Source organism: Commensalibacter sp. ESL0382 (assembly GCF_009725775.1).
Taxonomy (GTDB): Bacteria; Pseudomonadota; Alphaproteobacteria; order Acetobacterales; family Acetobacteraceae; genus Commensalibacter; species Commensalibacter melissae.
In genome coordinates, this window is record NZ_WNII01000011.1 from 29,994 (window position 1) to 55,107 (window position 25,114).

22 protein-coding genes are annotated in these 25,114 nt (G+C 36.0%); 5 read left to right on the top strand and 17 right to left on the bottom strand.

Going from position 1 to position 25,114, the window contains the following annotated elements; genetic code table 11:
* Positions 1–9: 9 nt before the first annotated feature.
* From hfq to dusB, 6 genes are read right to left on the bottom strand one after another with little or no spacing between them, the layout of a single operon-like run.
* Positions 10–282: an RNA chaperone Hfq gene (gene hfq, locus GM552_RS04370; RefSeq protein WP_122124269.1), complete on the bottom strand. Its 273-nt coding sequence runs from the start codon at positions 280–282 to the stop codon at positions 10–12.
* A 54-nt stretch (positions 283–336) separates the two neighbouring features.
* Positions 337–1,746, bottom strand: coding sequence for a sigma-54 dependent transcriptional regulator (locus GM552_RS04375; protein WP_155565442.1), 1,410 nt, complete (start codon positions 1,744–1,746; stop codon positions 337–339).
* The gene (locus GM552_RS04380; RefSeq protein WP_155565443.1) at positions 1,736–3,982 is read right to left on the bottom strand and encodes a PAS domain-containing sensor histidine kinase; all 2,247 of its coding nucleotides are present in this window, start codon (positions 3,980–3,982) and stop codon (positions 1,736–1,738) included. The genes GM552_RS04375 and GM552_RS04380 overlap by 11 nt, the downstream gene beginning before the upstream one ends.
* Positions 3,952–5,412, bottom strand: coding sequence for a sigma-54 dependent transcriptional regulator (locus tag GM552_RS04385; protein ID WP_155565444.1), 1,461 nt, complete (start codon positions 5,410–5,412; stop codon positions 3,952–3,954). Before GM552_RS04385 ends, GM552_RS04380 begins: the two co-directional genes overlap by 31 nt.
* Before the next feature lie 17 nt (positions 5,413–5,429).
* A complete protein-coding gene (locus tag GM552_RS04390; protein ID WP_196424852.1) occupies positions 5,430–6,533 on the bottom strand; it encodes a nitrogen regulation protein NR(II) in 1,104 nt (367 codons plus the stop codon).
* A gap of 8 nt (positions 6,534–6,541) precedes the next feature.
* Positions 6,542–7,585, bottom strand: a complete 1,044-nt coding sequence (dusB, locus tag GM552_RS04395) for a tRNA dihydrouridine synthase DusB (RefSeq protein ID WP_155565446.1) — start codon at positions 7,583–7,585, stop codon at positions 6,542–6,544.
* A gap of 132 nt (positions 7,586–7,717) precedes the next feature.
* Here dusB and GM552_RS04400 point away from each other — a divergent pair, with 132 nt between their 5' ends.
* On the top strand, positions 7,718–8,899 hold the full coding sequence (locus tag GM552_RS04400; protein ID WP_155565447.1) for a bifunctional 2-C-methyl-D-erythritol 4-phosphate cytidylyltransferase/2-C-methyl-D-erythritol 2,4-cyclodiphosphate synthase: 1,182 nt from the start codon (positions 7,718–7,720) through the stop codon (positions 8,897–8,899).
* Positions 8,900–8,944: 45 nt separating this feature from the next.
* On the opposite strand, the gene GM552_RS04405 is transcribed toward GM552_RS04400, so the two are convergent.
* The 5 genes from GM552_RS04405 to GM552_RS04425 form a co-directional block, all read right to left on the bottom strand.
* Entirely contained in the window at positions 8,945–9,670 is a 726-nt protein-coding gene (locus GM552_RS04405; RefSeq protein WP_155565448.1) for an ATP12 family chaperone protein, read from the bottom strand.
* 29 nt (positions 9,671–9,699) lie between these two features.
* A complete protein-coding gene (locus GM552_RS04410) occupies positions 9,700–11,856 on the bottom strand; it encodes an AsmA family protein (protein ID WP_155565449.1) in 2,157 nt (718 codons plus the stop codon).
* A 127-nt stretch (positions 11,857–11,983) separates the two neighbouring features.
* Complete coding sequence (locus GM552_RS04415; RefSeq protein ID WP_155565450.1) at positions 11,984–12,958, bottom strand: RluA family pseudouridine synthase; 975 nt, start codon at positions 12,956–12,958, stop codon at positions 11,984–11,986.
* 5 nt (positions 12,959–12,963) lie between these two features.
* Positions 12,964–14,232: a replication-associated recombination protein A gene (locus GM552_RS04420; RefSeq protein WP_230882776.1), complete on the bottom strand. Its 1,269-nt coding sequence runs from the start codon at positions 14,230–14,232 to the stop codon at positions 12,964–12,966.
* A 115-nt stretch (positions 14,233–14,347) separates the two neighbouring features.
* Positions 14,348–14,608: a hypothetical protein gene (locus GM552_RS04425; protein WP_122123578.1), complete on the bottom strand. Its 261-nt coding sequence runs from the start codon at positions 14,606–14,608 to the stop codon at positions 14,348–14,350.
* 285 nt (positions 14,609–14,893) lie between these two features.
* On the opposite strand from GM552_RS04425, the gene GM552_RS04430 reads away from it, so the two are divergent.
* Positions 14,894–15,256: a hypothetical protein gene (locus tag GM552_RS04430; protein WP_155565452.1), complete on the top strand. Its 363-nt coding sequence runs from the start codon at positions 14,894–14,896 to the stop codon at positions 15,254–15,256.
* Between the two features lie 50 nt (positions 15,257–15,306).
* On the opposite strand, the gene GM552_RS04435 is transcribed toward GM552_RS04430, so the two are convergent.
* The 6 genes from GM552_RS04435 to GM552_RS04460 form a co-directional block, all read right to left on the bottom strand.
* Positions 15,307–17,661, bottom strand: coding sequence for a phosphoketolase (locus GM552_RS04435; RefSeq protein ID WP_155565453.1), 2,355 nt, complete (start codon positions 17,659–17,661; stop codon positions 15,307–15,309).
* Positions 17,662–17,721: 60 nt separating this feature from the next.
* Complete coding sequence (locus tag GM552_RS04440) at positions 17,722–18,948, bottom strand: acetate/propionate family kinase (protein ID WP_155565454.1); 1,227 nt, start codon at positions 18,946–18,948, stop codon at positions 17,722–17,724.
* Between the two features lie 190 nt (positions 18,949–19,138).
* Positions 19,139–19,621 carry an SsrA-binding protein SmpB gene (gene smpB, locus GM552_RS04445; RefSeq protein WP_155565455.1) on the bottom strand — a complete coding sequence of 161 codons (483 nt, stop codon included), beginning with the start codon at positions 19,619–19,621 and terminating at the stop codon, positions 19,139–19,141.
* Positions 19,622–20,509 carry a 4-hydroxy-tetrahydrodipicolinate synthase gene (dapA, locus tag GM552_RS04450; protein WP_122123581.1) on the bottom strand — a complete coding sequence of 296 codons (888 nt, stop codon included), beginning with the start codon at positions 20,507–20,509 and terminating at the stop codon, positions 19,622–19,624.
* An 82-nt stretch (positions 20,510–20,591) separates the two neighbouring features.
* Positions 20,592–21,431: a prephenate dehydratase gene (locus tag GM552_RS04455; RefSeq protein WP_155565456.1), complete on the bottom strand. Its 840-nt coding sequence runs from the start codon at positions 21,429–21,431 to the stop codon at positions 20,592–20,594.
* Positions 21,432–21,443: 12 nt separating this feature from the next.
* Positions 21,444–22,175, bottom strand: a complete 732-nt coding sequence (locus GM552_RS04460; protein WP_155565457.1) for a 3-deoxy-manno-octulosonate cytidylyltransferase — start codon at positions 22,173–22,175, stop codon at positions 21,444–21,446.
* Between the two features lie 125 nt (positions 22,176–22,300).
* On the opposite strand from GM552_RS04460, the gene GM552_RS04465 reads away from it, so the two are divergent.
* The 3 genes from GM552_RS04465 (at position 22,301) to serA (ending at position 25,079) form a co-directional block, all read left to right on the top strand.
* Positions 22,301–22,798: a cytochrome c family protein gene (locus GM552_RS04465; RefSeq protein ID WP_155565458.1), complete on the top strand. Its 498-nt coding sequence runs from the start codon at positions 22,301–22,303 to the stop codon at positions 22,796–22,798.
* A 210-nt stretch (positions 22,799–23,008) separates the two neighbouring features.
* Positions 23,009–23,794, top strand: a complete 786-nt coding sequence (locus tag GM552_RS04470; protein WP_370533593.1) for an inositol monophosphatase family protein — start codon at positions 23,009–23,011, stop codon at positions 23,792–23,794.
* 25 nt (positions 23,795–23,819) lie between these two features.
* A complete protein-coding gene (gene serA / locus GM552_RS04475; RefSeq protein WP_155565460.1) occupies positions 23,820–25,079 on the top strand; it encodes a phosphoglycerate dehydrogenase in 1,260 nt (419 codons plus the stop codon).
* Positions 25,080–25,114: the final 35 nt, after the last annotated feature.

Sequence of the window (25,114 nt, forward strand, 5' to 3'; positions counted from 1 at the left end):
AATAAATTCTCACTTTTCTTCAGATGTTGTGGAAGTTGAAGTCGCTGCAGGTGCATTAAAGGGGAGTTGAACAGGTGACGAGGGCATAATCGTACTTACAGCATGTTTATAAACGAGCTGCGCATGACTTTCTCTACGTAATAATATGGAGAAATTATCAAATCCAGAAATGATTCCCTGTAATTTCACGCCATTCACTAAGAAAACAGTAACTGAAACTTTAGAACGGCGGATCTGATTTAAAAAAACATCTTGAATATTTTGATATGTATCTTTTGACAAAATAAAACCTTTACCAATCACATTATGAAATTGAAACTTGCATATATTAACAGTTTAATTATTTATATTATTATTATTTCTTTCTTCTGATCCGGTAACTCCTAACTGTTTCAATTTTCTGTGTAAAGCACTTCGTTCCATTCCAACAAAACCAGCAGTCCGGCTGATATTGCCACCAAACCGCATTAATTGAGCTTGTAAATATTGCGTTTCAAAAATATCACGAGCCTCTCTTAACGGAAGACTGATGATATCAGTTTGTGTATCGATTTTCAATAAACCCGGTGCGTTTTGACCGACATTTGATGGCAACATATCAGTACGGATGGCTTCATTAACATTTCCAGGCATCATGATTAAAAGCCGTTCCATTAAATTGCGTAATTCACGTACGTTTCCTGGCCATTCATAAGTCTGTAAGGTTGTTAGAGCATCTGCTGATAATTCAATGACTGGCACTCCGGTTAATTCAGAATAATGCTTCAAAAAGAAAGTTGCTAGTTCAGGTATATCTTCTCTTCTTTCCTTCAAGCTTGGAATCTTCAAAGGCACAACTGCAAGACGATAATATAAATCCTTGCGGAATCTGCCATTGGCAATTTCCTGGTTTAAATCCTTATTCGTAATGGCAATAACTCTCACATCAACCTTAACGCGGCTGGAACCGCCAACACGTTGAAATGTTTGATCCTGTAATGCTCGAACAATCTTTCCCTGTGTTTCAAGAGGCATGTCGGCAACCTCATCTAACACCAGCGTACCTCCATGAGCCTTTTCAAGAACACCGGTACGTCTTTGCAAATTATTTAGTGTATTGCCCTCAATACCAAACAATTCTTCTTCAAATCTTGTTGGAGAAAGGGTTGCGCAATTTAATACAAAAAAAGGTCCCTCTGCTCTTTTGGATAATTTATGTATAGCTCGAGCAGCCACTTCTTTTCCCGTACCTGGCGCACCATATATTAGAACTCGAGAATTCGTTGGCGCAACACGCTCAATTTGACTTTTGACAGAATTGATAGTTTGACTTTGTCCATTTAATTTAACTTCGTATCCACTTCGGAAACGTAATTCTTCATTTTCCCTTGCCAATTTTGCAGCTTCCAGAGCACGACGGACTACTACTAGTAGATGATCTGTCTTGAAGGGTTTTTCAATAAAATCATATGCACCATGTTGAAGTGCGGAAACAGCAGTTTCTATTGTTCCATGACCTGATATCATGATAGTGGGAACAGCAGGTTTTTCATTTTGTATGAGTTTAAGAATTTCCAAACCATCCATTTTTGACCCTTGCAACCATATATCAAGAATGACTAAGGATGGTCTTCTTGCATGAAAGGCCTTAATCGCTGAATCCGCATCCCCAGCAAGTCGAGTTTCATACCCCTCATCTTGTAAAATTCCCTCAATGAGTAGTCTAATATCTGGCTCATCATCGACGATTAAAATTTCATGCGTCATATTGTCCTCGTATTTGAAAAGTCAAAATTGATATTGTTCCCCGACCTTCGATCCGATCTTTTAACTGCAATGTCCCATTATGTTCTTCCATAATTTTTTTTACAATAGCGAGACCTAATCCTGTTCCCTTAGGTTTATGGGTTACATAAGGTTCAGTTAACCTTAACCTGTCTTCCTGTGGAAGACCAATTCCATCATCTTTTACTGAAATGATAATAGTATTCTTATTTAACTCTAATGTAACCCAAATATTTCCTATGTAATTTTCATGACCGTTACTTTTTTCATTTTCCATATTTATAGCATCTGATGCATTTTGAAACAAGTTAGTGAGAGCCTGACTTATCAATCGCGCATCACAATTCATTTCAATTTTGTCATTGGGTAAATCCGTATGATATCTTATTTCACAATGTGCATTCTGCTGAAGAAATAATGTTTCCCTAATAATGCGTGTCACTTCGTTTGTTTTGATAACAGGTTGGGGAAGTCTAGCAAAAGATGAAAACTCATCCACCATTCTACCTATATCACCAACGTGACGTACAATTGTATCAATACACTGATTATATATATCCTGATCTTTGGATATCTCTTTAAGAAAACGTCTTCGAAGTCGTTCTGCAGAAAGTTGGATAGGTGTTAAAGGGTTTTTGATTTCGTGCGCAATTCGACGGGCTATATCTGCCCAGGCGGCTTTTCTCTGCGCCGCTTGTAAATCCGTTATATCATCAAAGGTAATTACAAATCCCTCAATTTCATTTCCCCTGATTTCTGGCCCAATCTGGGCAAGCAACATTCTACTCCCAGCAGAGGTTTTGATCTGAATTTCCTTTTGAATTAATTTATGATTGTTATTGATGGTATCTCTTTCTTCGGAAATAATTGATAGCAAGGGAGAGAATTCTGGTACAACATTCGTAATTTTATGTCCTATATAATTCATTAAATCAATAGATAAAAGTTGATTTGCTGATCGATTAGGCAATTCAATTATTGCCTGCTTATCCAACCCAATCACTCCACTGGAAACACCGGATAAAACCGCTTCGGTGAAGCGTCTGCGTTCATCAATTTGCTGATTGGCCTCTATAAGTTCTTTATGCTGGAAAGAAAGTTGATTGGTCATTTGATTAAAGGCACGTGCCAAATCGGTTATTTCATCATCCTTACCATATTCAGGCACCCTAACATTGAGGTTACCCTTACTGATCTTTTGTGCAGCTAACGTCAATAACCCGACAGGACGAGCAATTTGGTTGGCAATAAAAAGGCCTATCAAAATGGCCACCAAAACAACAAGCAATGCAATCAATGCAAATATAATTACAAACATCACCTGAATTTTTGAACTTTTATTGTTTAAATCATTATACTGCATAACAACTTTTTCAGTTTTATGCATATGATTAAGAATAACTGGATCAACAGGCCTTATAATCAATAAAACGAGCGGCGGAGTATCGTTAATAGGAATGGCAGCACGAACTGTTTCCTCATCAGGTGAATCCAAAATTGCCACATCATTATGCGACATCAAGGTCGCTGATCGAGGTAATTGTTTGGCGTATGATGTGTTATTGAATAAACCGCCCGACGCAATTATTTTTTGGGTAAAAGAGTTATAGACAAAGGCAGCATTTAATCCTCTTAATGTTGCTTGAGAATCAAGAATCTGATCGAGGCTATTACCATCATCATATAGATCCTGACCTGCTTGAGCGTAATTGTTTTGAATACCTTGTATATAATTGGCCAAAGAAAAGGCTTCAGTACGTATATTATCATTATGTTCCTGTAAATAACCTTTTGAAGCCAGCAAAGCCTCGTTAAGCGCTGTGCTTACCCTGTTATTAAACCAGTTTTGAATGCCAAAATGAAATAAAATTGTCGCAAAAATTCCAACCAAAATGGTTGGAACTATGGCAATAATACTAAATAACACAATCAGCTTGATATGTATTTTTGAACCAACCAACCGTCGTCTATGTTCGGAAATCAAACGAAATATACAAAAGAATAAAGCTAGTATCAATAAAACAAGAACAAATCCGTTAATACTTAAAATAACAAATTGTACCGATGATTTATGAGATGTAACAATTCCACCTGAAAGAATAACAAAAGTGATGATTGTAAAAATCAAGGCCAGCACAACCAAAAAAATAGTGGCTTTTCTATTAGAAAATTTTTCAGTAACCTTATTCACTTTCTGCTTATAGATTTTTCCAGACATGTTGAGCCTTTATGTTTTTTACTCAATTCAAGAAGATTAAACATTTTCATTTTTTTACGTAACGTATTTCGATTTATTCCCAGCATCGAAGCCGTTTTTATTTGATTGCCTTCAGCTTCCACAAGAGCCATTTCAATTAAGGGTCGCTCAACTTCCATTATAATTTTTTCATGTAAATTTGAAATTGGTTGACCTTTATTTTCAATAAAGTAACGGTTTAGATGACTTTCAATCAGTTTTGACAAAGGCTTTAATCTGTCCAACTTGAATGATTTATCAATCATGGAAGAATCATTTAAAATCTTTTTTACAAAATCAACCTCGATTGTTTCATAGGGATATAAAATCAATAGACGAGTTATGATATTCTTTAATTCACGAATATTTCCTGGCCAACTATAAGTCAAAAAATAATCCATAGTCTCATTAGAAAAATTTATAATATTTTGATCATTTTTTAAAAAATGTTGGATAAGTAAAGGTATATCCTCAGTTCTCTCCCTTAAAGGGGGAAGATATAATGGTGCAATATTTAAACAATAAAAGAGATCTTCTCTAAAATGCCCGGTTTTAACCAACTCAAATAGATTGTTTTTTGACGTCGCTATGATACGGTAATTTTTTGTGTTTGAATTATTCGTTGAGAAACAAAAATTTTTTTCAAGAAATTTCAATAGATGAAATTGAGCAGATAATGATAACTCACCTATTTCATCCAAAAATAATGTACCTTTATAGTTTTTTTCCAGATTATCTATTTCTTTTTTATTTTCATGAATAAAAGGAGTATATTTCAAAAGCTCATTTTCAATATCATCATCTTGTAAAATAGCCAAATTTATCATTATAAATGAATTGTTTTTTCCATTACCATAATTGTGTAAAACTTTTGCAACGAGCTCTTTACCTGTTCCGCTTTCTCCCGTGATAAGAACAGTTAAATCAGATCGAATTAGCCTAGCGATCATACGATACAATTCCTGCATCGCTGTTGACTGACCAATTAAGGGTAAATTTTCTTCATGAATAATTCCATCAAAATTGTAAAAATTGACCTTTAAGGATTTTAATGCTTTTTGTACCGTTGCAATTAACTTATTAAGGTCAAAAGGCTTTGGAAAATATTCAAAAATATTCTTTCTTTCAACCTCTAATGCCGTTGAAAGTGTTGATAATGCACTTATAGCAATAATAGGTATGTCAATATTAAATGATTTAATCCTGTCAATAACATCAAAACCATTTATATCAGGCATCATTATATCTGTTATGACAAGATCAACTTTATTTTTCTTAACCCAATCCAATCCCAATTCAACTTTTGTCGTTGCCATTACATTATATTCTAGTCGTGTAAAGGCCTGACTTAAAACTGTTCTGATCGAGGCATCATCATCCAGAATTAAGATTGTTGATTTTTTTATAACCATTTTTAATTAATTACAACTTAATATCTCAGATTCGATCTGGATTGTTTGATGGGAAGATATATCTTAAAATCAGTGAATTTCTTATTTCGTTCAACATCAATCATACCTCCATGATTTTGAACAATTTTTTTACATAAAGCTAATCCAATTCCCAATCCATTTTCCTTGTCACTAATAAACGGATTAAAAAGATGATCTTTTATTTTTTCAGATATGCCTGCTCCAGTATCTCGAATAACAATCAATAATGGTAAAAAAATATAGTGATGACACGCCTCTTTTATCATCAAATCTGATTGATATTTGGTTATTATACTTATTTCATCTTGATTATCAAAATTTTGCAATGCTTCTGAAGCATTTTTGATAAGATTAAGAAATAATTGTATTAATGCATCTTTATCGCCCATTATTAAAGGTAAGGATGGATCGTATAATGCATTGATTCTGATATCTTTAGCAAAACCATTTTTTGCGATTTGAATAACATGATTCAAAATAGCATGAATATTCAACTTCGAATATTTGATATGTTTATGCGTTTCATCAATATATCTATCAAGCATATTACTTATCCGCTCAACTTCTGTACAAATTAAGCCGGTTAGCTTTTTATCTTCATTTGCAACAGTTTGTTGCAGCAATTGTGCCGCACCACGAATACCCGATAATGGATTTTTTATTTCATGCGAAAGCATTAGTGCCAGGTTTTTTTCAATTTGATTGAAATCAGTTGTTTCCCGTGAATTCCTGATCATATTAAATAAGGAATGATCATGAAATGTAACGATATATAGATCATCATTATTTTCAACTGGGGCCAGAGAAAGAAAAAATTCTTTATTATTATTACCGTTTTTCAATCTTAATTTCATTCCGTATTGCGTAACAACACGTCTATTTTCTTTTACTTGCGAAAATAATGTTGAAAAAGATATATTTTCCAGTAAAAAATCATTCAATTCACAACAATAGGCGGATTTTCTGGAAATATTCAAAAACAATTCTGCCTGATAATTCAGATAAACAATTTTTCCGAATTGATTGATAATCATCAATGGAAAAGGTAAAGCCTCAATTATCTCATTACTATCTGTAAAAACATGAATATTTTTGCTCATCATAAATTTCAATTAACAAATTCATGCCTTATTAAAAATTCATCACTATGGATATCATAGAATTCGTTAATTGCATAAATTACATCCCTGGCGTTGTCCATTTTATTAATTGATGCTCTGAATGAAGCGGAATCAGGTAAGCCCGCACAATACCATGATAAATGTTTACGGGCCAATCTTAATCCAGAATATTCCCCATAATAGGTTAACATGGAATCATAATGAGATAGAACGATCTCTTTTTCTTCCTGCAAGGTTATAGGTGCTGGAATATCCTTGCATTGCAAGTAATGGATAATCTTGGATAAAAGCCAGGGTTTTCCGTAAACACCTCGTCCAATCATAATTCCGTCAGCCTTTGATTGTTGCAAAGCAATCACAGAAGTATTGAAATCAACAATATCACCGTTAACGATTACTGGAATTTTAACAGCTTCCTTAACATACTTCACAAAAGACCAATCTGCTTTCCCCTTATATAATTGCTGTCGTGTTCTGCCATGCACTGTAATCATTTTAATCCCACATTCTTCAGCAATTCTGGCCAATTGCGGGGCATTTAGGGATTGATGATCCCATCCCATACGCATTTTAAGCGTAACCGGAACATCAACAGCTTTAACCACTGCTTCCAATATAATTGATGCTTTTAATTCATCCTTCATCAGGGCTGAGCCAGCTTGTTGACCCACAGCCACTTTCTTGACGGGGCAACCAAAATTAATATCAATAATATCAGCGCCTTTATCAACAGCGATTCGTGCAGCCTCAGCCATGGCTTGAGGATCTGAACCAGCCAATTGGGTAGAGTTCAAGCCCTTTGTAATGGGTTCAGCCATTTGCAACGTTGTCTTGTTTTCACGAATCATGGCCCATGAGGCTATCATTTCGGAAACAACCAGACCCGCACCGAATTTCTTGACCAATTGTCTGAATGGAAAATCTGTCACTCCTGCCATAGGTGCCAGAATAACAGGATAGTTGATTATTTTATCCCCAGCAAGGCAAATCGGCTTCAAATCAGGAATGTCTTTAGCGGTATCTGTAATCATTTTCAGTATTTTTTTCAATTTGATTTCGTAAAATTTATCACAATTGATTTATTATTTAAAACATGATTAATAAAGTCTTTTACTTTAATTATAGTTTAACAAAAATATCTTTTTTTATACAATTCAGTTATTATGCGCATCGCTCTTATTCTTCTATCTGCCGGTTCAGGTAAACGGTTCAATCAAAATGGAACGTTACCAAAACAGTATGTTCGATTGCTGGGCCATCCTGTCATCTTTCATGCTGCCAAAGCATTTTTACCTCATGTTGATCTTGTACAGCCCGTAGGTGATGCCTCATTGCTGTCTCCAGTTTTAAATGATCTAAAAAATAATAAGATTTTACCAATCATTCAAGGGGGGGAAGAACGACAGGATAGTGTAAAGGCCGGTCTGGAAGCATTGGCAAAACTTCCCGAACCTGAACAGCCTGATGTTGTTCTAATACATGATGGAGCAAGACCGAATGTATCATCTGAGATTATTACAAAGGTAATTGACGCTCTTAAACAATATCCTGCAGCTATTCCCGCCATTCCCGTTGCTGAAACACTTAAAAAATCTAAACAAAATATTATTGAGAATACAATTTCGAGAGATGATTTATATCGTGCACAAACACCTCAAGGATTTAATTTTCGCCAATTACTTAAAATTCATCGCGGTTCATTCTCCAAAGGAGCAACAGACGATGCAGCGCTTTTTGAACAGGCAGGATTACCCGTTATGTTGGTCATGGGTGATGAAAACAATATTAAATTAACTTACAAAAATGATTTGAAACGATTGGAATGCCTTATGTCTAAAGTGATGATTCCGAGAATAGGTTCCGGTTTTGACGTGCATGCTTTTGAAAAAGATCGTCCATTGATCCTGTGCGGTATTAATATACCCTATGAACATGGATTGGCAGGCCATTCAGATGCCGATGTTGCTTTGCATGCTTTATGTGATGCTATCTACGGTGCTTTGGCTGAAGGGGATATCGGCAGTCATTTTCCTCCCTCTGATCCTCAATGGAAAAATGCGGATAGCCAAAAATTTATTATTCATGCCGGAAAACGCATAATAGAACGTGGTGGTAAAATAAGTAATCTGGATATTACCCTGATTTGTGAAAAACCGAAAATGCGTCCGTATATCGCTTCAATGAGGCAAAAAATCTCAGAATTGTTGCAACTCAAACTTTCAGCTATATCCGTTAAAGCGACAACTACCGAAAAACTGGGATTTACAGGCCGCCAGGAAGGTATTGCCTGTCAAGCGGTAATATGTTTGCTTATGCCAGAAGAGGAAACTTGGTCTAAAATTTAACTTTCAAACTATTTTCTGAGGTTTGATAATCAATTTATTTGAACCTCAATTATTAACATATTCAAGATAATCTACACATTCATTGATTTCTTTCTGTATAAGGTTTAATCTTTGTTGTTGTTCTGCATCATAACCCCAAATTTGAGATTGAATATGTTCATCCAGATAAGCATACTCAAATCCTTGCTGTGCTGATAACTTTCTTTCAAAAATGGCAATTGATAATACAACACTTCCCAATAATGGTATAATTACAGCAAAAAAAGTCAACTCTTCATCAGAAAGCCTCATAATATAGGTTTTTATCTTATTGATTGTTTGTTTATCCTGCACAATAGGCATAACCCCTTTTGTCACCCTAAAGGTTATATGTAAAAACTCTTCAATCCATTGCAAAATAGGTTGCCATAGCTGATTTTGTCTATTTACTAATTGTTTAGGTTTTTCCGCACGATAGCAAAGCAATTCACCATTTACATAGGGAAGAAGGACATCAATATATTTCTTACGATCAGGTTTGATTTTTTCAATAAGAGTACTGATTATTCGCGTAATGGGTAAAGTATCAAATGAAAAAATATCTCCTTTTTTACAACCGGCATTTTGCCATTCATCTACTATTCTTTTTGCTAGCGTTTCGTTAGATACTTTTAATATCGATTTCTGCGGAAGACGTAATAATTGTTTATCAAGATATATCCTAAAACCATCATCATCTTTGATATAAGTTGCCTTATCCCAAAAACGGCGCAATTTTAATGGTTTGTTCATATAATTTTTCCAATATCAGGTATTTATAATTATTGTGCTCTAGCTTTTGATAAGGAATCTGAACAATAATTGGTGCGTTCAAGCATTTTTTTTATCGTATTAATACTTAGGGTAAAAACCTTATCTTTATTTTTTTCAAAGTTTATAATCGGTTTGTCAAGATTGCCTTTAATAATGATTGGCACGGAGGCACTGAATGAACCCAATGAGATATCGGGAACAATATGAAAATCAATTTGATGTGCGGGTATAGAATAATACCCTGTTCCATTCAGGGCAAATTTTTTAGCCTGAAGTGTAAATGTATCAAAATATAATTGATCATTTTTCAGGTTAAAATGTACCGCCAAGCATTGCGTTGAAAGATTCTTTTTCAATGGCAAAGTATCAGCCGCTTTACCTAGATAATGTCTTAATCCTTCAGCCTTGACGATTCCTCCAATTCCGGCCATTCCAACACGTCCAACCATTGAATGAATCCACTGATCATAATTTGAACCTTTAGCTGAAATATTTCCAGTCACTTCAATAGGACCACTATACAATTCTGCCAACTTATATCTTTGTTCCAGCCACTCCATCGGAAAAACGGATGGATGGATCGTAACATACAGTTTTTGATCATCATTGTTATGATTATAGGCGATATCAAGATTAAGATGATTTTGTTTATTAATGAACTGTGCATTGTTAATTTTTAACTGATTGTTATTCCAATTAAAATAATTTGAAAAATTATTAAAATTATATTGATTAAATTGAAGATTTTTACCGTTTATACTACCTTCTGCACCCAAATTGTGCAAAATTTCATCGCGAATATGATTGATTGACTGAATGTCAACTCTAAAAGGCAAATATATTTTACCACTATAAAATATATCATGTGCTTCAACAAAACCAATTTTAGAAAATTGATGGTCAATTTTTAATGCATTTAATTTTATTTTGAGAGATGGATTTTTTCCTCCCACTGTCCCATGAATCTGTGCCGAATAATTATCTGATGACAAATTTCCCTTTATGGGTATTTCCTTGAGATTATCTGAAAACAATATTTGTTGAAAATTATTCAATGTTCCCAAATCGCCAGCCCAACTGAATATATTGTCATTCAGTTTTCCCTTAAACTGGATATTTATATTTTCATTAAACTGATTGGCCATGATTTGGACATTCGTCAAATCGAAATCTTTGTATGATTCCCTAATTGGAATATAACCCATATTTAATTGTAACAGTTTTATTTTTGGTTTTGAATTTTTCTCCGTTTCTGTATCAATATCTTCAAGTAACGTATTGAAGGTAATATTTTCAACCAATGGTAAATTGGCATGTGGGAATAACAAATTAAGGTTCTGCAGGTTTAGAATCGCACCTCTTGCCGATATTGAGAAATTTTTCAAATTGATAGAATCTTTTACAGTTCCATTGACATGTATATTTCCGACATTTTGGTTTTGAAAATACTCTGTTAAAACCATTTGGAATTTAACAGGAGATGAAGAAACTACATTTCTATGCAATAGCAAAGCATCCGCATGATTGATACGTCCAGATAATGAAAAATTCGCTTGATGATTATGTCCATTAATTTCAAAACGTATCTTATTCCCTTCAAACTGATCAATATCAACAGTTTTCAAAAGAAAATGGGCATGTTTATTATTTCTAAAATTATCGTAACATGTCTGAACATGACTGAAATTGATTGTCCTGAAATTAACTGTCCATTTTTTCTTATTTTTTTTCTTATTTTTTTCAGACAGAATATCTGATTTTTTATAGGGATGAAATTCCCAGTTTTTTATACCTTCTTGATTTTCTTCCAAATTTAATTTTACATTTGAAAGTTCCAATGCATGAATATTGATATTTTTTTTTAACAAAGACAATAAATTAATTTTCGCTGAAAATTTCCCTGCATGAATGAAATAATCAGCCTTGCCATCTTTTATATTTTCCAAAGCAATATCCGATGCTTTGATTTCAGGCCAGGGAACCAATTGAAGAGACAAATGATTTAAATGGACTTTTCGTCCTGTTTTTTTCTCAATTATTTCTGATAATTGATCATTGATTTTTTGCCGGTCAATCATGTAATTGATTGCAAGGTTACTTCCCGCTATCAATAATACAGAGGCTCCCAAAACACCAATAAATATCTTTTTCTTTTTTAGCATCATTAATCTTTGGATTCATTTAATAATGGTAAGTTAAAAATATAAACTAATCAGAAATAACATGATGGTTTTTTTATGCAATCATAAAACGAAATTAATTTTTCAAATGAAACATTTTCAATTATATTTCTTATCTTTTATTAACTTTGACACAATTACCGGATGGCATATCAAATCCCAATCTCTTAAATGTTTCTTTCATATGGGATGACAATTCAACTTCAACCTCCAGATACCCACCCTGGGGATGAGGAATGATTATTGCGCGAGCATGAAGATGTAGTAATTCTGGAAAACCTTCGAGTGAGCCATTCACTTGATTATATTTTCTATCCCCCAATATAGGACAGTTCATGGCCGAACAATGAACACGAAGTTGATGCATACGTCCAGTAAGGGGATATAATTCGACCCAGGCAAATTTCCTGGCGGCATAATCTTTAACCATATATTCCGTTACAGCTTTTTGCGCATTTTTATTTTCTTCTGAAACAACGACATATGATTCGCCCGGACGTTCAACTTTCAATAATGGAAGCGTCACCCTACCACTTAATGAAACAGGACGACCTGTTGTAATGGCCCAGTATATTTTTTTTACTGCCCTGCCTCTGAACGCAGCAGTTAGTTTTGCTGCAGCAGCTGGATGACGAGCAATCAATAATACACCGGAAGTATCTTTATCCAAACGATGAACCAAACAGGGACGATAATTACTATTTTCCCTCAATGCTTCGAGCATTCCGTCAATATGAAATCTTACATTACTACCCCCCTGAACAGCAATACCGGACGGTTTATTTATAACAAATAAATCGCTATCTTCATAAATAATCCAGCTTTTAACTTTTTTTGAAAAATGGGAATCCATGTCATGATTTTTTTTTGATGATAGAACACCTTTTTCAACAAGAGGAAGCCGAACAACATTTCCAGTATTCAAATGTGTAGATGCCTGAATTCTTTTTTTATCAACCCTTATTTGACCGGTTCTGCACAATTTTTGAATCATGCCCTGCGTAAATTGGGGGTAATTTCTTTTTACCCAACGATCAAGACGCACTTCACCATCTTCATCTTTAACCGTAATATTTAAAATTTTCATATAATCTATTTATTTCTAAGTTTATTCCACTGTTCAAGACGTTTTGAAATGATCTCTTCTGTTCCCCGATGTGTGGGAAAATAAAACTGTTCACGTTTCATACGATCAGGAAAATAGTTTTGTCCAGAAAATCCCTCTTCTGTATCATGATCATACTGATATCCCTTGCCATAACCAAGTTCTTTCATCATTTTGGTTGGCGCGTTCAATATATGGGCGGGAGGCATCAAGCTTCCCGTTTTTTTTGCAACCGCTCTCGCTTTGTTAAAGGCTTTATAAACAGCATTGGATTTTGGTGCTGTTGCCAAGTAAACTACCAGTTCAGCCAATGCTATTTCCCCTTCAGGTGATCCTAACCGTTCATAACTCTCCCAAGCTGAAATTGCCAGTATTTGAGCATTAGGTGAGGCTAATCCAATATCTTCCGATGCAAAACGGGTCAATCTTCTTGCAATATATCTTGGATCCTCTCCACCCTCCAACATTCTAGCGAACCAGTACAAGGCAGCATCGGGATCCGAACCTCGAAGTGATTTATGCAGGGCTGAAATCAAATTATAATGCCCATCCCTATCCTTATCATACAATACTGCTTTTTGGCTTAGTAATTCATTTAACGCATTTTCATCAATTTTATGATCAAAATTTTGTTTGATTAATTGTTCTACCATATTCAAGAGATAGCGACCATCTCCATCTGCCATGGCAATAAGAACATGTAAGGCTTTATCCGTAAGAGGCAATTTCTTTTCAGTATTAATTTCAACACGCTGAATGAGTTGTTTCAACGCTTCTTCATCAAGACGTTTCAGTACCATCAATTGGCAACGGGATAACAAAGCACCATTTAACACGAAAGATGGATTTTCAGTGGTCGCCCCTATCAGAATAATAGTTCCATCTTCAACAACGGGTAAAAAACTGTCTTGTTGAGTACGGTTGAAACGGTGAATTTCATCCACAAATAATAGGCTACCCTTACCGGTTTGTTGTCTATATTTTCTTGCCTCGTCAAAAATTTTTTTTAATTCTGCCACCCCGGAAAAAATTGCGGATATTTGAACAAATCTCAAATTTGTATACTGGGAAATAATCCGGGCAATCGTCGTTTTCCCTGTTCCAGGATAACCCCACAAAATCAAACTTGATAAAGTACCATGATTAATCATACGGGTAATAATGCCCTTTTTACCAACCAAATGATTTTGTCCGACAACTTCCTCCAATTCCACTGGCCGCAATTGATCAGCCAGAGGAACCTTATTATCAATCATTGACTTCTTATTTGAATTCTCACTAAAAAAGGTGTGATCGGAGGCAAAAAGATCCTTATCATTCTTTGATGCGGAAAAGATCATGAGGAATTCCGAATTAACTTGTCAATTTTATTTATTTCGCGTGAACATTACCGTAGGAGGGCGCTCCCACACCAGGACAACTGCATGGAGAACCCAGAGGAACTTGATATGGAGTATGACAGCTATAAATTCCTGCCTTGCAAACAGATCCATAACCAACAGATGATTGTGTTCCTGCCGGAACTGGTGTTTCAGCTGTTCCTGAACATCCATCAAGAAACAGCGCGGATGAAACTAAACAGATACCGATACAAAAACAGTGTTTGATATTATTTATTCTTAAATTTACCATTTTCTTTCCATTCATGTTCTTCAATACTATTTTTATTAACTTCATGATTGAATATTATAATTCTCTATCCAAGGATTAATTTTTATCCGACATAAAGTTATCCACAATTTGGGGGATAAACTTGAGGAATAGTTTGTGTGTTATTATAGGATAATATGCTAAAAAACTGTATAAATATATCATTTATGTTATAAACATATATAATATAAAGGTTTTTATCTAACTTTAACAGCTGGATAACATAAACTTTGCAATTATGAAATCAAGCCTTAACTAGAGACTAAATTGAAAAATAGAACAAGATTTTTAACTTTTATAATCACCCTATTTCCCTTGACTGTTTATGGACAATCAAGTGATGAAAAATCAATCAGTTTTTCATATGAACAATTACAACCTATTTTCAAAATTTTACGAACCCAATCAACAACAATAAGTCCCTCATGTATTGAAACCTTAAAAGATATTCATGAATTGAAAAAACAAAAAGCCAATAACAAGTTTGACAATGACAGGGATGTCAACAGTAAAATATTAAGAGCCCTATACAACAATGCATTGGAATTTTGCAAAGTGGACGCGAGAAATATATGCAGTCACCAAGTTCCCATTTCCATACGCATGGAATGTAGAAAGCTTTCCGATTAACAATCTCCATACGCTGAAAAACCGGATCAATATATATATTTACAATTTTTTTATTTCCAACGCCAGTTTTTGATTTCTGGCATATCTTCACCATATTGGCGAATATATAATTCATGCTCAACAAGTTTGTCTCTCACAAACTGGTCTATATAAGCTATTTTTGATTTGTAACGATCAACCCTGTTCATGATATTTGATACCAAGTGATAACGATCAAGATTGTTCAATACAACCATATCAAAAGGTGTTGTGGTTGTTCCTTCTTCTCTGAAACCATGAACATGAAAATTTCTTGCATTGCTTCGTTTATAAATAAGCGAGTGAATTAATCTTGGAAAACCATGATAAGCAAAGATAACTGGTTTGTTGATTGTAAACAAGGCATCAAATTCTTGATTTGACAATCCATGTGGATGCTGATCATCTGTCATGAGAGTCATCAGGTCAACAACATTGATAAAACGAATTTTGAGATCTGGTACATATTCGTTAAGAATTTTGGTAGCCGCCAATGCTTCAAGCGTTGGCACATCACCAGCGCATGCCACAATGACATCGGGTTCTATTCCTTTATCGTTACTGGCCCATTCCCAAATGCCAAGGCCTTTATAACAATGTTTAATTGCCTCATCCATGGTAAGCCACTGGGGCTCTGGCTGCTTGCCGGCAACAATAACATTGATACGGTCCGAACTTTTTAAACAGTGACTCGTGACCAGCAACAGGGTATTAGCATCTGGTGGCAAATAAACCCTGCTCATTTTAGGTTTTTTCGAAACAATATGATCTATGAAACCGGGATCTTGATGACTGAACCCATTATGATCCTGCCGCCAAACATGTGAAGTCAAAAGGATATTTAAAGACGAAATTGGCCGCCGCCATTCCACCTTGCTCGCCTCGTCCAACCACTTTGCAAATTGATTGACCATTGAGTCGACAATATGGATAAAGGCCTCGTAACAGGAAAACAATCCATGTCTTCCAGTCAATAAATATCCTTCAAGCCAACCCTCAACCGTATGTTCACTTAAAATTTCCATCACCTGTCCCTTATGGGCCAAATGATCATCGTAATCATATATTTCGGCATTCCAGACCCGATCGGTTACTTCAAATACCTTATTCAAACGATTTGAATTATTTTCATCAGGGGAAAGAAGCAAAAATTTTTCAGGATTCTTTTTAATGACATCTCTTAAAAACTCCCCCATTATCCTGGTTGATTCAGCAATTACATGACCATGTTTCGTCATTTTTACTGCATATTGTCGATAATCAGGTAACTTCAAGGGTCGTCTGAGCAACCCGCCATTCCCATTGGGATTGGCGCTCATACGTTTATCTCCCTTGGGTGCCAATTCAGCAATTTCAGGAAATATTGCCCCTTTTTCATCAAATAACGCATCAGGATGATAGGATCTCATCCATTTTTCTAATAATTTCAGATGTTTTGGATTGCTCAAATCCCCAAAAGGAACCTGATGTGCACGCCAATAATCCTCCACTTTTTCTCCATCAATGGTTTTCGGACATGTCCAACCTTTTGGGCTTTTAAAAATAATGGCTGGCCATAATGGACGACCGGTATCATTATTTTTGCGTGCATTCTGTTGTATTCGATGAATACGATTGAATGCAGTATTCATGGCTGAAGCCATTTTCTGATGCATTGAATCTGGATCATTGTCTTCAACAAAAATTGGATCATAGCCGTACCCCTTGATTAAATTGATTAATTCCTGATGGGATATACGTGCCAATATAGTTGGGTTTGCAATTTTATAGCCATTCAAATGAAGAATGGGTAAGACAGCACCATCTGTTTTTGGATTAACAAATTTATTACTGTGCCATGATGTTGCCAAAGGTCCTGTTTCTGCCTCACCATCACCTATAACACATGCAACGGTCAGATCAGGATTGTCAAATATTGCCCCATATGCATGTGAAAGCGAATATCCAAGTTCTCCACCCTCATGAATGGATCCTGGTGTTGGTGCACCTGTATGGCTTGGAATGCCGCCGGGAAAGGAAAATTGTTTGAACAATTTCTGCATTCCCACTTCATCCTGTGTAATCTCGGGAAAAAGTTCTGTATAAGCCCCTTCAAGATAGGTTGACGCCACAACCCCAGGAGCCCCATGACCTGGCCCAGCTATAAAAAGAATATCGTTATCTCGTTCTCTGATAATACGGTTGAGATGAAGATAAATGAAATTGAGGCCCGGGGTTGTTCCCCAATGTCCAAGCAATCGTGGTTTGGTATGTTCCAGTTTCAATGGTTCCCTCAATAAAGGGTTATTCATTAGATAGATCTGTCCGATGGATAGATAATTGGCGGCATGCCACCATTTATTAAATAAGTCCACTTCATGTTCAGATAAAAGCTTTTTATCAGTCATTTTTTACTCCTTGATAAATAGCTATTGTTAAACTCAATAAGAGTTATTAAAACCCCGGATTCATGCACGCTGTTTCGAATTTAATAAAAGCTGTTGTATTTCTTTCAATATGATGAACTCCTCATTGGTCGGGATTGTATATACCTTGATATTGCTTTCCGAAGTACTGATCAGTTCATTTCCATCTTTATTTGCCTGTTCATCGATTTCAATCCCTAGCCAAGACAAAGTCTGACAGACTACAGACCGGACATATGTGGCATGTGCACCGATACCAGCTGTAAAAATCAATCCGTCAATCCCTTTTAGACAAACAATTAGCCGACCTATTTCTCCAATCAGTTTATAAATAAACAAATCCAGTGCCTGTTTGGCAAATTTCGATTTTGGTCCATTTTGGGCAATTTCATGAATAAGACCTCGCATATCACTTGAAACCTCGGATACACCTAACAAACCAGATTGTTTCCAGATTATATCCTCAATTTCATCGGGAGACCTTTTTTCTTCACGAGTCATATATAAGACGACATTTGGATCGATCTGTCCAGTACGTGTACCCATCACCAAACCGTCCAAGGGCGTAAAACTCATGGACGTATCAATGGACTTTCCCTTATTTATAGCCGCAACGCTTGAACCATTTCCAAGATGCGCCACAACTATCTTACCCTTAATCAGGGGGGATTTATTTTTTTGCAAATAATGCACGATATAATGATAGGAAAGACCGTGAAACCCATAACGTCTCAATCCACTATCATAATATTTTCTTGGAAGGGCAAAGCGTTTAGCTTTATCTGGCATCGTGGCATGAAAAGCGGTATCAAAACAAGCAACCTGAGTAATATCCGGATATTTATCCATTATGACTTTCATGGGAGCAAGGCTGGCCGGTTGATGCAAGGGTACAAACGGTGTTAATGAATCCAGATAACTGTAAATTTTTTGATCAATAACAACAGGACGGTAATATTTCATCCCACCATGAACCACACGGTGACCGATTGCCAGAATTCTATCTTTTTTCATAAAATCGAAAAGCCATTTCAAGACCTGATCCAACAATTCATCCCTGGCATCAAGTTTTGCATATTGACCATCTGTCCATTTTTTTTCATGAATGATTTTATCTTGACGATCGGTTATTTTCAAATGGGGTCCTGATCCAATCCCCTCTAGTAATCCTTTGGAATATAATTCAAAATCTGAATTATTCTGACTCCGATACAGAGAAAATTTTAGACTTGATGAACCCGCATTAATGATTAATACGACCGATGCCATACACGAAACCCTTCTAGAAAAATAACCTATATATCTAGAAAAGCATAAAGTTAAAAAACTGTTTTAATCAATCAATAGCATAAATAATTGTGGATAAATCAATTAATTCATAAATTTATATTCAGTTTCTCTTCAGCCTTTCACATACTTAATGATTAATCGTAATTCTTTTTTTGTCAAAAGGATAATGTTAAAATTTACTCCTTAATAATCTTGCCTGATCACGTTTCCAGTCACGATCAGCTATTGCCTGACGTTTATCCGCTTTTTTCTTACCCTGACCTAGACCTAGTGTTACCTTGGCTATCCCCCGGCTGTTAAAAAAAATATCCAGTGGAACCAATGTCATACCATTCCTACTTATAGCCCCTAGCAATTTAAAAATTTGTTTTTTATGAAGTAGCAGTTTCCTGGGGGCGCGTGGATCAAATTTTGAAAAAAATCCGCCCTGATATTCAGGAATATAGCTATTGAAAAGCCATATTTCCCCTTCCCTTTCCCCTGCATGGGCCTCGTTAATCGTGGCCCGTCCTAAACGCAAACTTTTTACTTCCGGACCCTTTAACATTAAACCCGCTTCCACCTTATCAACAATGGAATAGTTGAACGTGGCTTTACGGTTTTTTGCCACGTTTCCAAAAGAGATTAGAGAATTTTTCTTTTTTTCCGCCATTTAACCCAATAATCCCACTTTTTCCAATGCCTCTTTAACCCTAATCCGCGTTTTCTCCGCAACAGGCGCAAGCGGTAAACGGCAAGTCTCTCCTGCCAACCCCAAAACGGACGCTGCAAATTTAACGGGGCCTGGATTGCTCTCAATAAAAAGGGCATCATGTAAAACAGACAAACGATCCTGCATAGCCATTGCATTGGCAATATGACCATCCTTCCAGGCCTGTTGCATTTCTGCGCATAATTTTGGTGCAATATTAGCCGTCACACTGATACAACCATCACCACCAGCGGCCAAAAATGAAATCGCGGTACCATCTTCCCCCGACAACTGGTTAAAATTCTTTTTAACCGCCCGTCTTACCTGAATGGGTCGGACAAGATTAGCCGTCGCATCTTTGACACCAACAATATAGGGATTTTCTGCAAGTCTTGCCATAGTCTCCACAGACATGTCAATTACTGAGCGGGCTGGTATATTATAGATATAAACAGGAAATTCCGTCGCCTCTACAATTGACATATAATGACAATACAATCCTTCCTGGGTTGGTTTGTTATAATAAGGTGTTACGACCAAAGCAGCTGTCGCGCCAATTTCTTTTGCAAATTTAACCATTTCAATAGCTTCAGATGTACTATTTGATCCGGCTCCTGCCAAAACTGGAACCCTACCATTTGCAACCTTGACCGCCACTTCAACAATTTTCCGATGTTCTTCATGAGATAAAGTTGGACTTTCCCCTGTTGTACCAACGGGAGCCAGTACAGAAGTCCCCTCCTGGATCTGCCAATCCACAAATTTTTCAAAAGTAGGAATATCCAGTGAACCATCCTGTTTCATCGGGGTAATTAATGCCGTGATTGAACCTTCAAACCATATACTCATGTTGTCATTATTCCTTATCAATCATTGATATTCAATTATATATTAAATAAGTGTATCAAAATTTTATAAAATTATATATGGACTATACACTCTGACGATATTGTGAAGCAGGATACACCCCCAAAAGAACATAATCATCTGAATAAAATTTCAGTTCATTCAAGGCCTGATTTAACGGGTCATTGTGAACATGTCCTTCCACATCAACCAAAAATTTGGTTGCAACAAACCCCCCTTTATCCATACAGCTTTCCAAACGTGTCATATTTACATTATTTGTCGCAAAACCTCCCAATGCCTTGTAAAGGGCGGATGGAATATTTTTCGTTTTAAATAAAACAGTCGTCATCATGTTTTCACGTTGCGTTGGAATTTTCTTCTCACGTGAAACGATATAAAAGCGGGTTGTATTATAATTTTCATTTTCAACATTGTATCTTAATACATCCAGCCCATTCAATTCTGCCGCAAGTTCCGATGCAATTGCCGCATCTTCCCTGTTATTCATTTTTGCTATAATTTCAGCAGCACCTGCTGTATCAAATTCTGTTATCCGTTCAAGCGACAAATCATTGATTATTTCCGAAACCTGCCCCATTGCCACCGGATGTGTGTGAACCCTTTTGATATCAGAAATTTTTGCATTCTTGATACCTATTAGACAATGTTCAATCCTTTGGAAATGCTCACCAACAATAAAAAGTCCCGAAGAAGGCAAAAGATTATGAATATCAGGCACTCTTCCAACTAAATTATTTTCGCATGGCAACATGGCTTGTTCAGCCTTTCCAGACTGCACAGCTTTTATCGTTTCAATAAAATTTTCACAAGGTAACGTTACCCATCCCCGCCTTGCCGAACGACAGGCCATATCCGAATAGGCACCTGGTCGACCCTGAAAGGCAATAATTTTGGCAGTCATAAAATAATCCTATTAAATAATTCGTTTTCTTATCCGTTCAAGATCGTCTGGTGTATCAATTCCCAATGGCGCTTCATCTATTACAGCACAACCAATATTCATTCCAGCTTCCAAAGCTCTCAATTGCTCGAGTTTTTCTCGTTTCTCAAGTAAAGATTGAGGCAAGTTTATAAAACGGTTGAGAGATTTTCGCGTATATGCATAAATACCGACATGATGCCATAATGGACCCTTTCCCCATGGAATTGTTGCACGAGAAAAATACAGAGCCTTCGCAAATAATAAATCCTCAATAAAACTGCAAGCCACCTTTACTACGGAAAAAGCCGTCTTTTCAAATTCATTTTTCACGGGAGCTATTAAGGTTCCGATATCTATTCCAGAATACTTCAGCGGTATCATTGATTTACAAATATCTGATGGATCAATGAGGGGTAAATCGCCCTGAACATTGATAATCGTATCAATGTGATCATATTCCCGCAGTAAGGATAGCGCCTGATAAATTCGGTCTGAACCAGATAAAAGATTTGGATCCGTATCAATTGCCCTGCCCCCGTTCTCCCTGACAATCTCCGAAATTTCCCTGTCACCTGAAGCTACAACCACTGGTCCGATTTTCGTTTTTAAAGCCTGTTCCATCACCCTGACTATCATAGGTTTTCCACCGATATCAACCAGGGATTTTCGTGGCAGTCGAGTTGAGGCCAATCGTGTTGGAATAAGGATCAAAGCAGGCTTCATCAACAATTCTCTATAAATAATATATATATCAGTTTTTCTTTATGTTGTATTATTAATAATAAGCTTTTATTCTATAATCAATTTAATAATCATAGTTGTTGTTCAAGAAACCAAAGAAAAATAAAATGGATAGTTTTGACTGGAACCGTATAGCTGCAGCTTGTGTCATATCCTGTGAAATATTGTTTGGTAGCTGGTTGATAAGTAAGATCCTGATTCCTTACTCACCGCTTACATCATCAGTATATGCTAGTGAAAATCAAGAAACCATTGATCTCAAAACCGCCGATATAGGCAAAGGAAAAATCATTGCCTCACAACAATGCGGAGTATGCCACAGTTTCAGACAGGGTGAACCTGATAAAATAGGGCCTTCACTTTTTAATATCAAAAATAAAAAAATTGCCTCCAGTCCAAACTTTAATTACTCTTCCTCGCTTAAAATTCATGAAAACGAATACTGGACAGTGGAAAATCTAAATAAATGGCTTGCCAAACCACTCGCTTTTGCTCCCGCTACTCTAATGGCTTATGGTGGTCTTTCATCTAATAAGGATCGGGCGGATGTTATTGCATATCTGAATTCTCTGACAGGCAATAATCCTCCTTCAGGACAAAAATAAAAAAACTAAAATAAAGAACCATTTGCATATGTAATAAATTGCAACTATGCTTACCCCAAAAAATGATTTTTGAAAAATTATAATATATTAAATTTTATTGATTTCAAATAATAGGTTTTATAGTCTTTATACTCCAACAATTTTAATGTTAAAATTATAAATCAATTAATTTTTTACCCTTATCACCTATTGTCTAATCAGGAAAATATAGTGAAGAATTTAAATTCTTATCTTCAGATTGCTGAACATGCCCTTCAAGAGGCACAAAAAGTTATTTGTCCCTATTTTAGACATTCAATTCATGTAGATGACAAATTTGATGAATCCCCCGTAACAAAAGCCGATCGTGAAGCTGAACAAACAATCCGGCAAATCCTAAAACAAGAAACACCCGGTTTTGGAATTATTGGGGAGGAATATGGATCAGATAATATAAATTCCAAATTTCAATGGGTTATAGATCCAATTGATGGAACCAGAGCTTTTATAACAGGCCGTCCCTTATTTGGAATATTAATCGCCTTATTGTATGAGGGTAATCCTGTATTGGGAATCATTGACCAACCGATACTCAAAGAGCGCTGGATTGGTCTTGAAGGGTATGAAAGCCAATTTATTTCAGAATTTGGTGGTCATATAGGTACAAGAAAATGTATTGACCTTTCCATAGCCGAAGGTTCTTGCACTGCACCTGAAATCCTTGATCATTCTCCAAACACCCGCTGGAAATCATTGTGCAAAAAAATCAAGAGAATGAGCTGGGGTGGAGATTGTTACGCGTATGGTTTATTGGCATTGGGTCAAATTGACCTCATAATTGAATATGGCAATAAAATTTGGGATTGGGCGGCCTTGGTTCCAATCATAAAAGGAGCCGGAGGATCAATAACCGACTGGAATGGAAATTCCCTATCTCTTCAAAACAATAATAAATCTGTGCTAGCTTTGGGTGATCCAGGCTTAAAACAGGACGTTATCAAAATTTTAAATTTTTAGTTTCTATATATTAAAGAGAAAATTAATGAATTCAAATCTATCATTACCCAAAGACAAAATTCATATTCTTTTATTAGAAGGTGTTCATCAAAGTGCCGTCGATTTATTAAAAAAGAATGGGTATAACAACATTACCTATCTTAAAACAGCCTTGGAGGGCGATGCTTTAAAAAAAGCGATCAAAGGTGTACATTTAATCGGTATTCGCTCCCGTACACAATTAACCAAAGAAATCTTGGATGAGGCCGATAAACTGATTGCTATTGGATGTTTTTGTATCGGCACAAATCAAGTTGATCTTAATGCTGCACGCAATCTGGGTATTCCTGTTTTTAATGCCCCCTTCAGCAATACCCGTTCGGTGGCGGAATTGGTAATGGGTGAAATCGTCATGCTGTTAAGGCGCATTTTTGTTCGCTCATCCGAATGTCATAAAGGACTCTGGGACAAAAGCAGTATAAACAGCTGGGAGGTAAGAGGCAAAACTTTAGGAATTGTGGGATATGGATCCATCGGATCACAATTATCAATTTTAGCCGAATCTTTTGGATTACAGGTTATATATTATGACATAGTTGATAAGTTAAGTCATGGAAATGCGCGTCCTGTCCAGTCATTGAAAGATCTTTTACAAATAAGTGACATTGTTAGCCTGCATGTGCCTCATAATAAAGGCACTATCAATCTGATAGGCGAAAAAGAGATAGCCTTGATGAAACCCGGTTCATTTCTTATCAATAACGCTAGAGGACAGGTTGTTGATATTGATGCCCTTGTACAAGCATTGAAATCCAATCATCTTTTAGGTGCGGCAATTGATGTATTTCCTGTAGAACCCAAAGTTAAAGGTGAGGAATTCACTTCACCATTACGCGGATTGGATAATGTTATCCTAACACCTCATATAGGTGGATCCACAATCGAGGCGCAAGAACGAATTGGTCGGGAAGTAGGAAATAAGTTTATTGAATATTCGGATGTCGGTTCAACCCTAAGTGCCGTAAATTTTCCAGAGGTTCAGTTGCCAATCCGTTTAAAGGGCACACGATATATGCATGTTCATCAAAACATTCCTGGCATTATGCAAAAAATTAACAACATATTTACCAAGATCAACGCCAATATTTCCGCTCAATATTTACAGACGGATGGTGAAGTGGGTTATGTTGTCATTGAGGCAACAACCGATGGGGATAAGGAAATTGATATTGAAATTTTGCGAGCCTTACGCAATCTTGAGGGAACGATCAGGGCTCGAATCCTTTATCGTCCAAATGAGTTATAATTAATTAAAATTTTAAAGTCAGGATCCATATTCTA

Coding starts and splice junctions, on each gene's coding strand:
- GM552_RS04455 (WP_155565456.1), bottom strand. CDS start 21,431: ATGACTGCCAAAATTATTGCCTTTCAGGGTCGACCAGGTGCCTATTCG.
- GM552_RS04440 (WP_155565454.1), bottom strand. CDS start 18,948: ATGGCATCGGTCGTATTAATCATTAATGCGGGTTCATCAAGTCTAAAA.
- dapA (WP_122123581.1), bottom strand. CDS start 20,509: ATGAGTATATGGTTTGAAGGTTCAATCACGGCATTAATTACCCCGATG.
- GM552_RS04415 (WP_155565450.1), bottom strand. CDS start 12,958: ATGAAAATTTTAAATATTACGGTTAAAGATGAAGATGGTGAAGTGCGT.
- GM552_RS04460 (WP_155565457.1), bottom strand. CDS start 22,175: ATGAAGCCTGCTTTGATCCTTATTCCAACACGATTGGCCTCAACTCGA.
- GM552_RS04380 (WP_155565443.1), bottom strand. CDS start 3,982: ATGTCTGGAAAAATCTATAAGCAGAAAGTGAATAAGGTTACTGAAAAA.
- dusB (WP_155565446.1), bottom strand. CDS start 7,585: ATGATTACAGATACCGCTAAAGACATTCCTGATTTGAAGCCGATTTGC.
- GM552_RS04410 (WP_155565449.1), bottom strand. CDS start 11,856: ATGATGCTAAAAAAGAAAAAGATATTTATTGGTGTTTTGGGAGCCTCT.
- GM552_RS04420 (WP_230882776.1), bottom strand. CDS start 14,232: ATGATTGATAATAAGGTTCCTCTGGCTGATCAATTGCGGCCAGTGGAA.
- smpB (WP_155565455.1), bottom strand. CDS start 19,621: ATGGCGGAAAAAAAGAAAAATTCTCTAATCTCTTTTGGAAACGTGGCA.
- GM552_RS04465 (WP_155565458.1), top strand. CDS start 22,301: ATGGATAGTTTTGACTGGAACCGTATAGCTGCAGCTTGTGTCATATCC.
- GM552_RS04385 (WP_155565444.1), bottom strand. CDS start 5,412: ATGGTTATAAAAAAATCAACAATCTTAATTCTGGATGATGATGCCTCG.
- GM552_RS04425 (WP_122123578.1), bottom strand. CDS start 14,608: ATGGTAAATTTAAGAATAAATAATATCAAACACTGTTTTTGTATCGGT.
- serA (WP_155565460.1), top strand. CDS start 23,820: ATGAATTCAAATCTATCATTACCCAAAGACAAAATTCATATTCTTTTA.
- GM552_RS04435 (WP_155565453.1), bottom strand. CDS start 17,661: ATGACTGATAAAAAGCTTTTATCTGAACATGAAGTGGACTTATTTAAT.
- GM552_RS04390 (WP_196424852.1), bottom strand. CDS start 6,533: ATGAGCAAAAATATTCATGTTTTTACAGATAGTAATGAGATAATTGAG.
- GM552_RS04400 (WP_155565447.1), top strand. CDS start 7,718: ATGCGCATCGCTCTTATTCTTCTATCTGCCGGTTCAGGTAAACGGTTC.
- GM552_RS04375 (WP_155565442.1), bottom strand. CDS start 1,746: ATGACGCATGAAATTTTAATCGTCGATGATGAGCCAGATATTAGACTA.
- GM552_RS04405 (WP_155565448.1), bottom strand. CDS start 9,670: ATGAACAAACCATTAAAATTGCGCCGTTTTTGGGATAAGGCAACTTAT.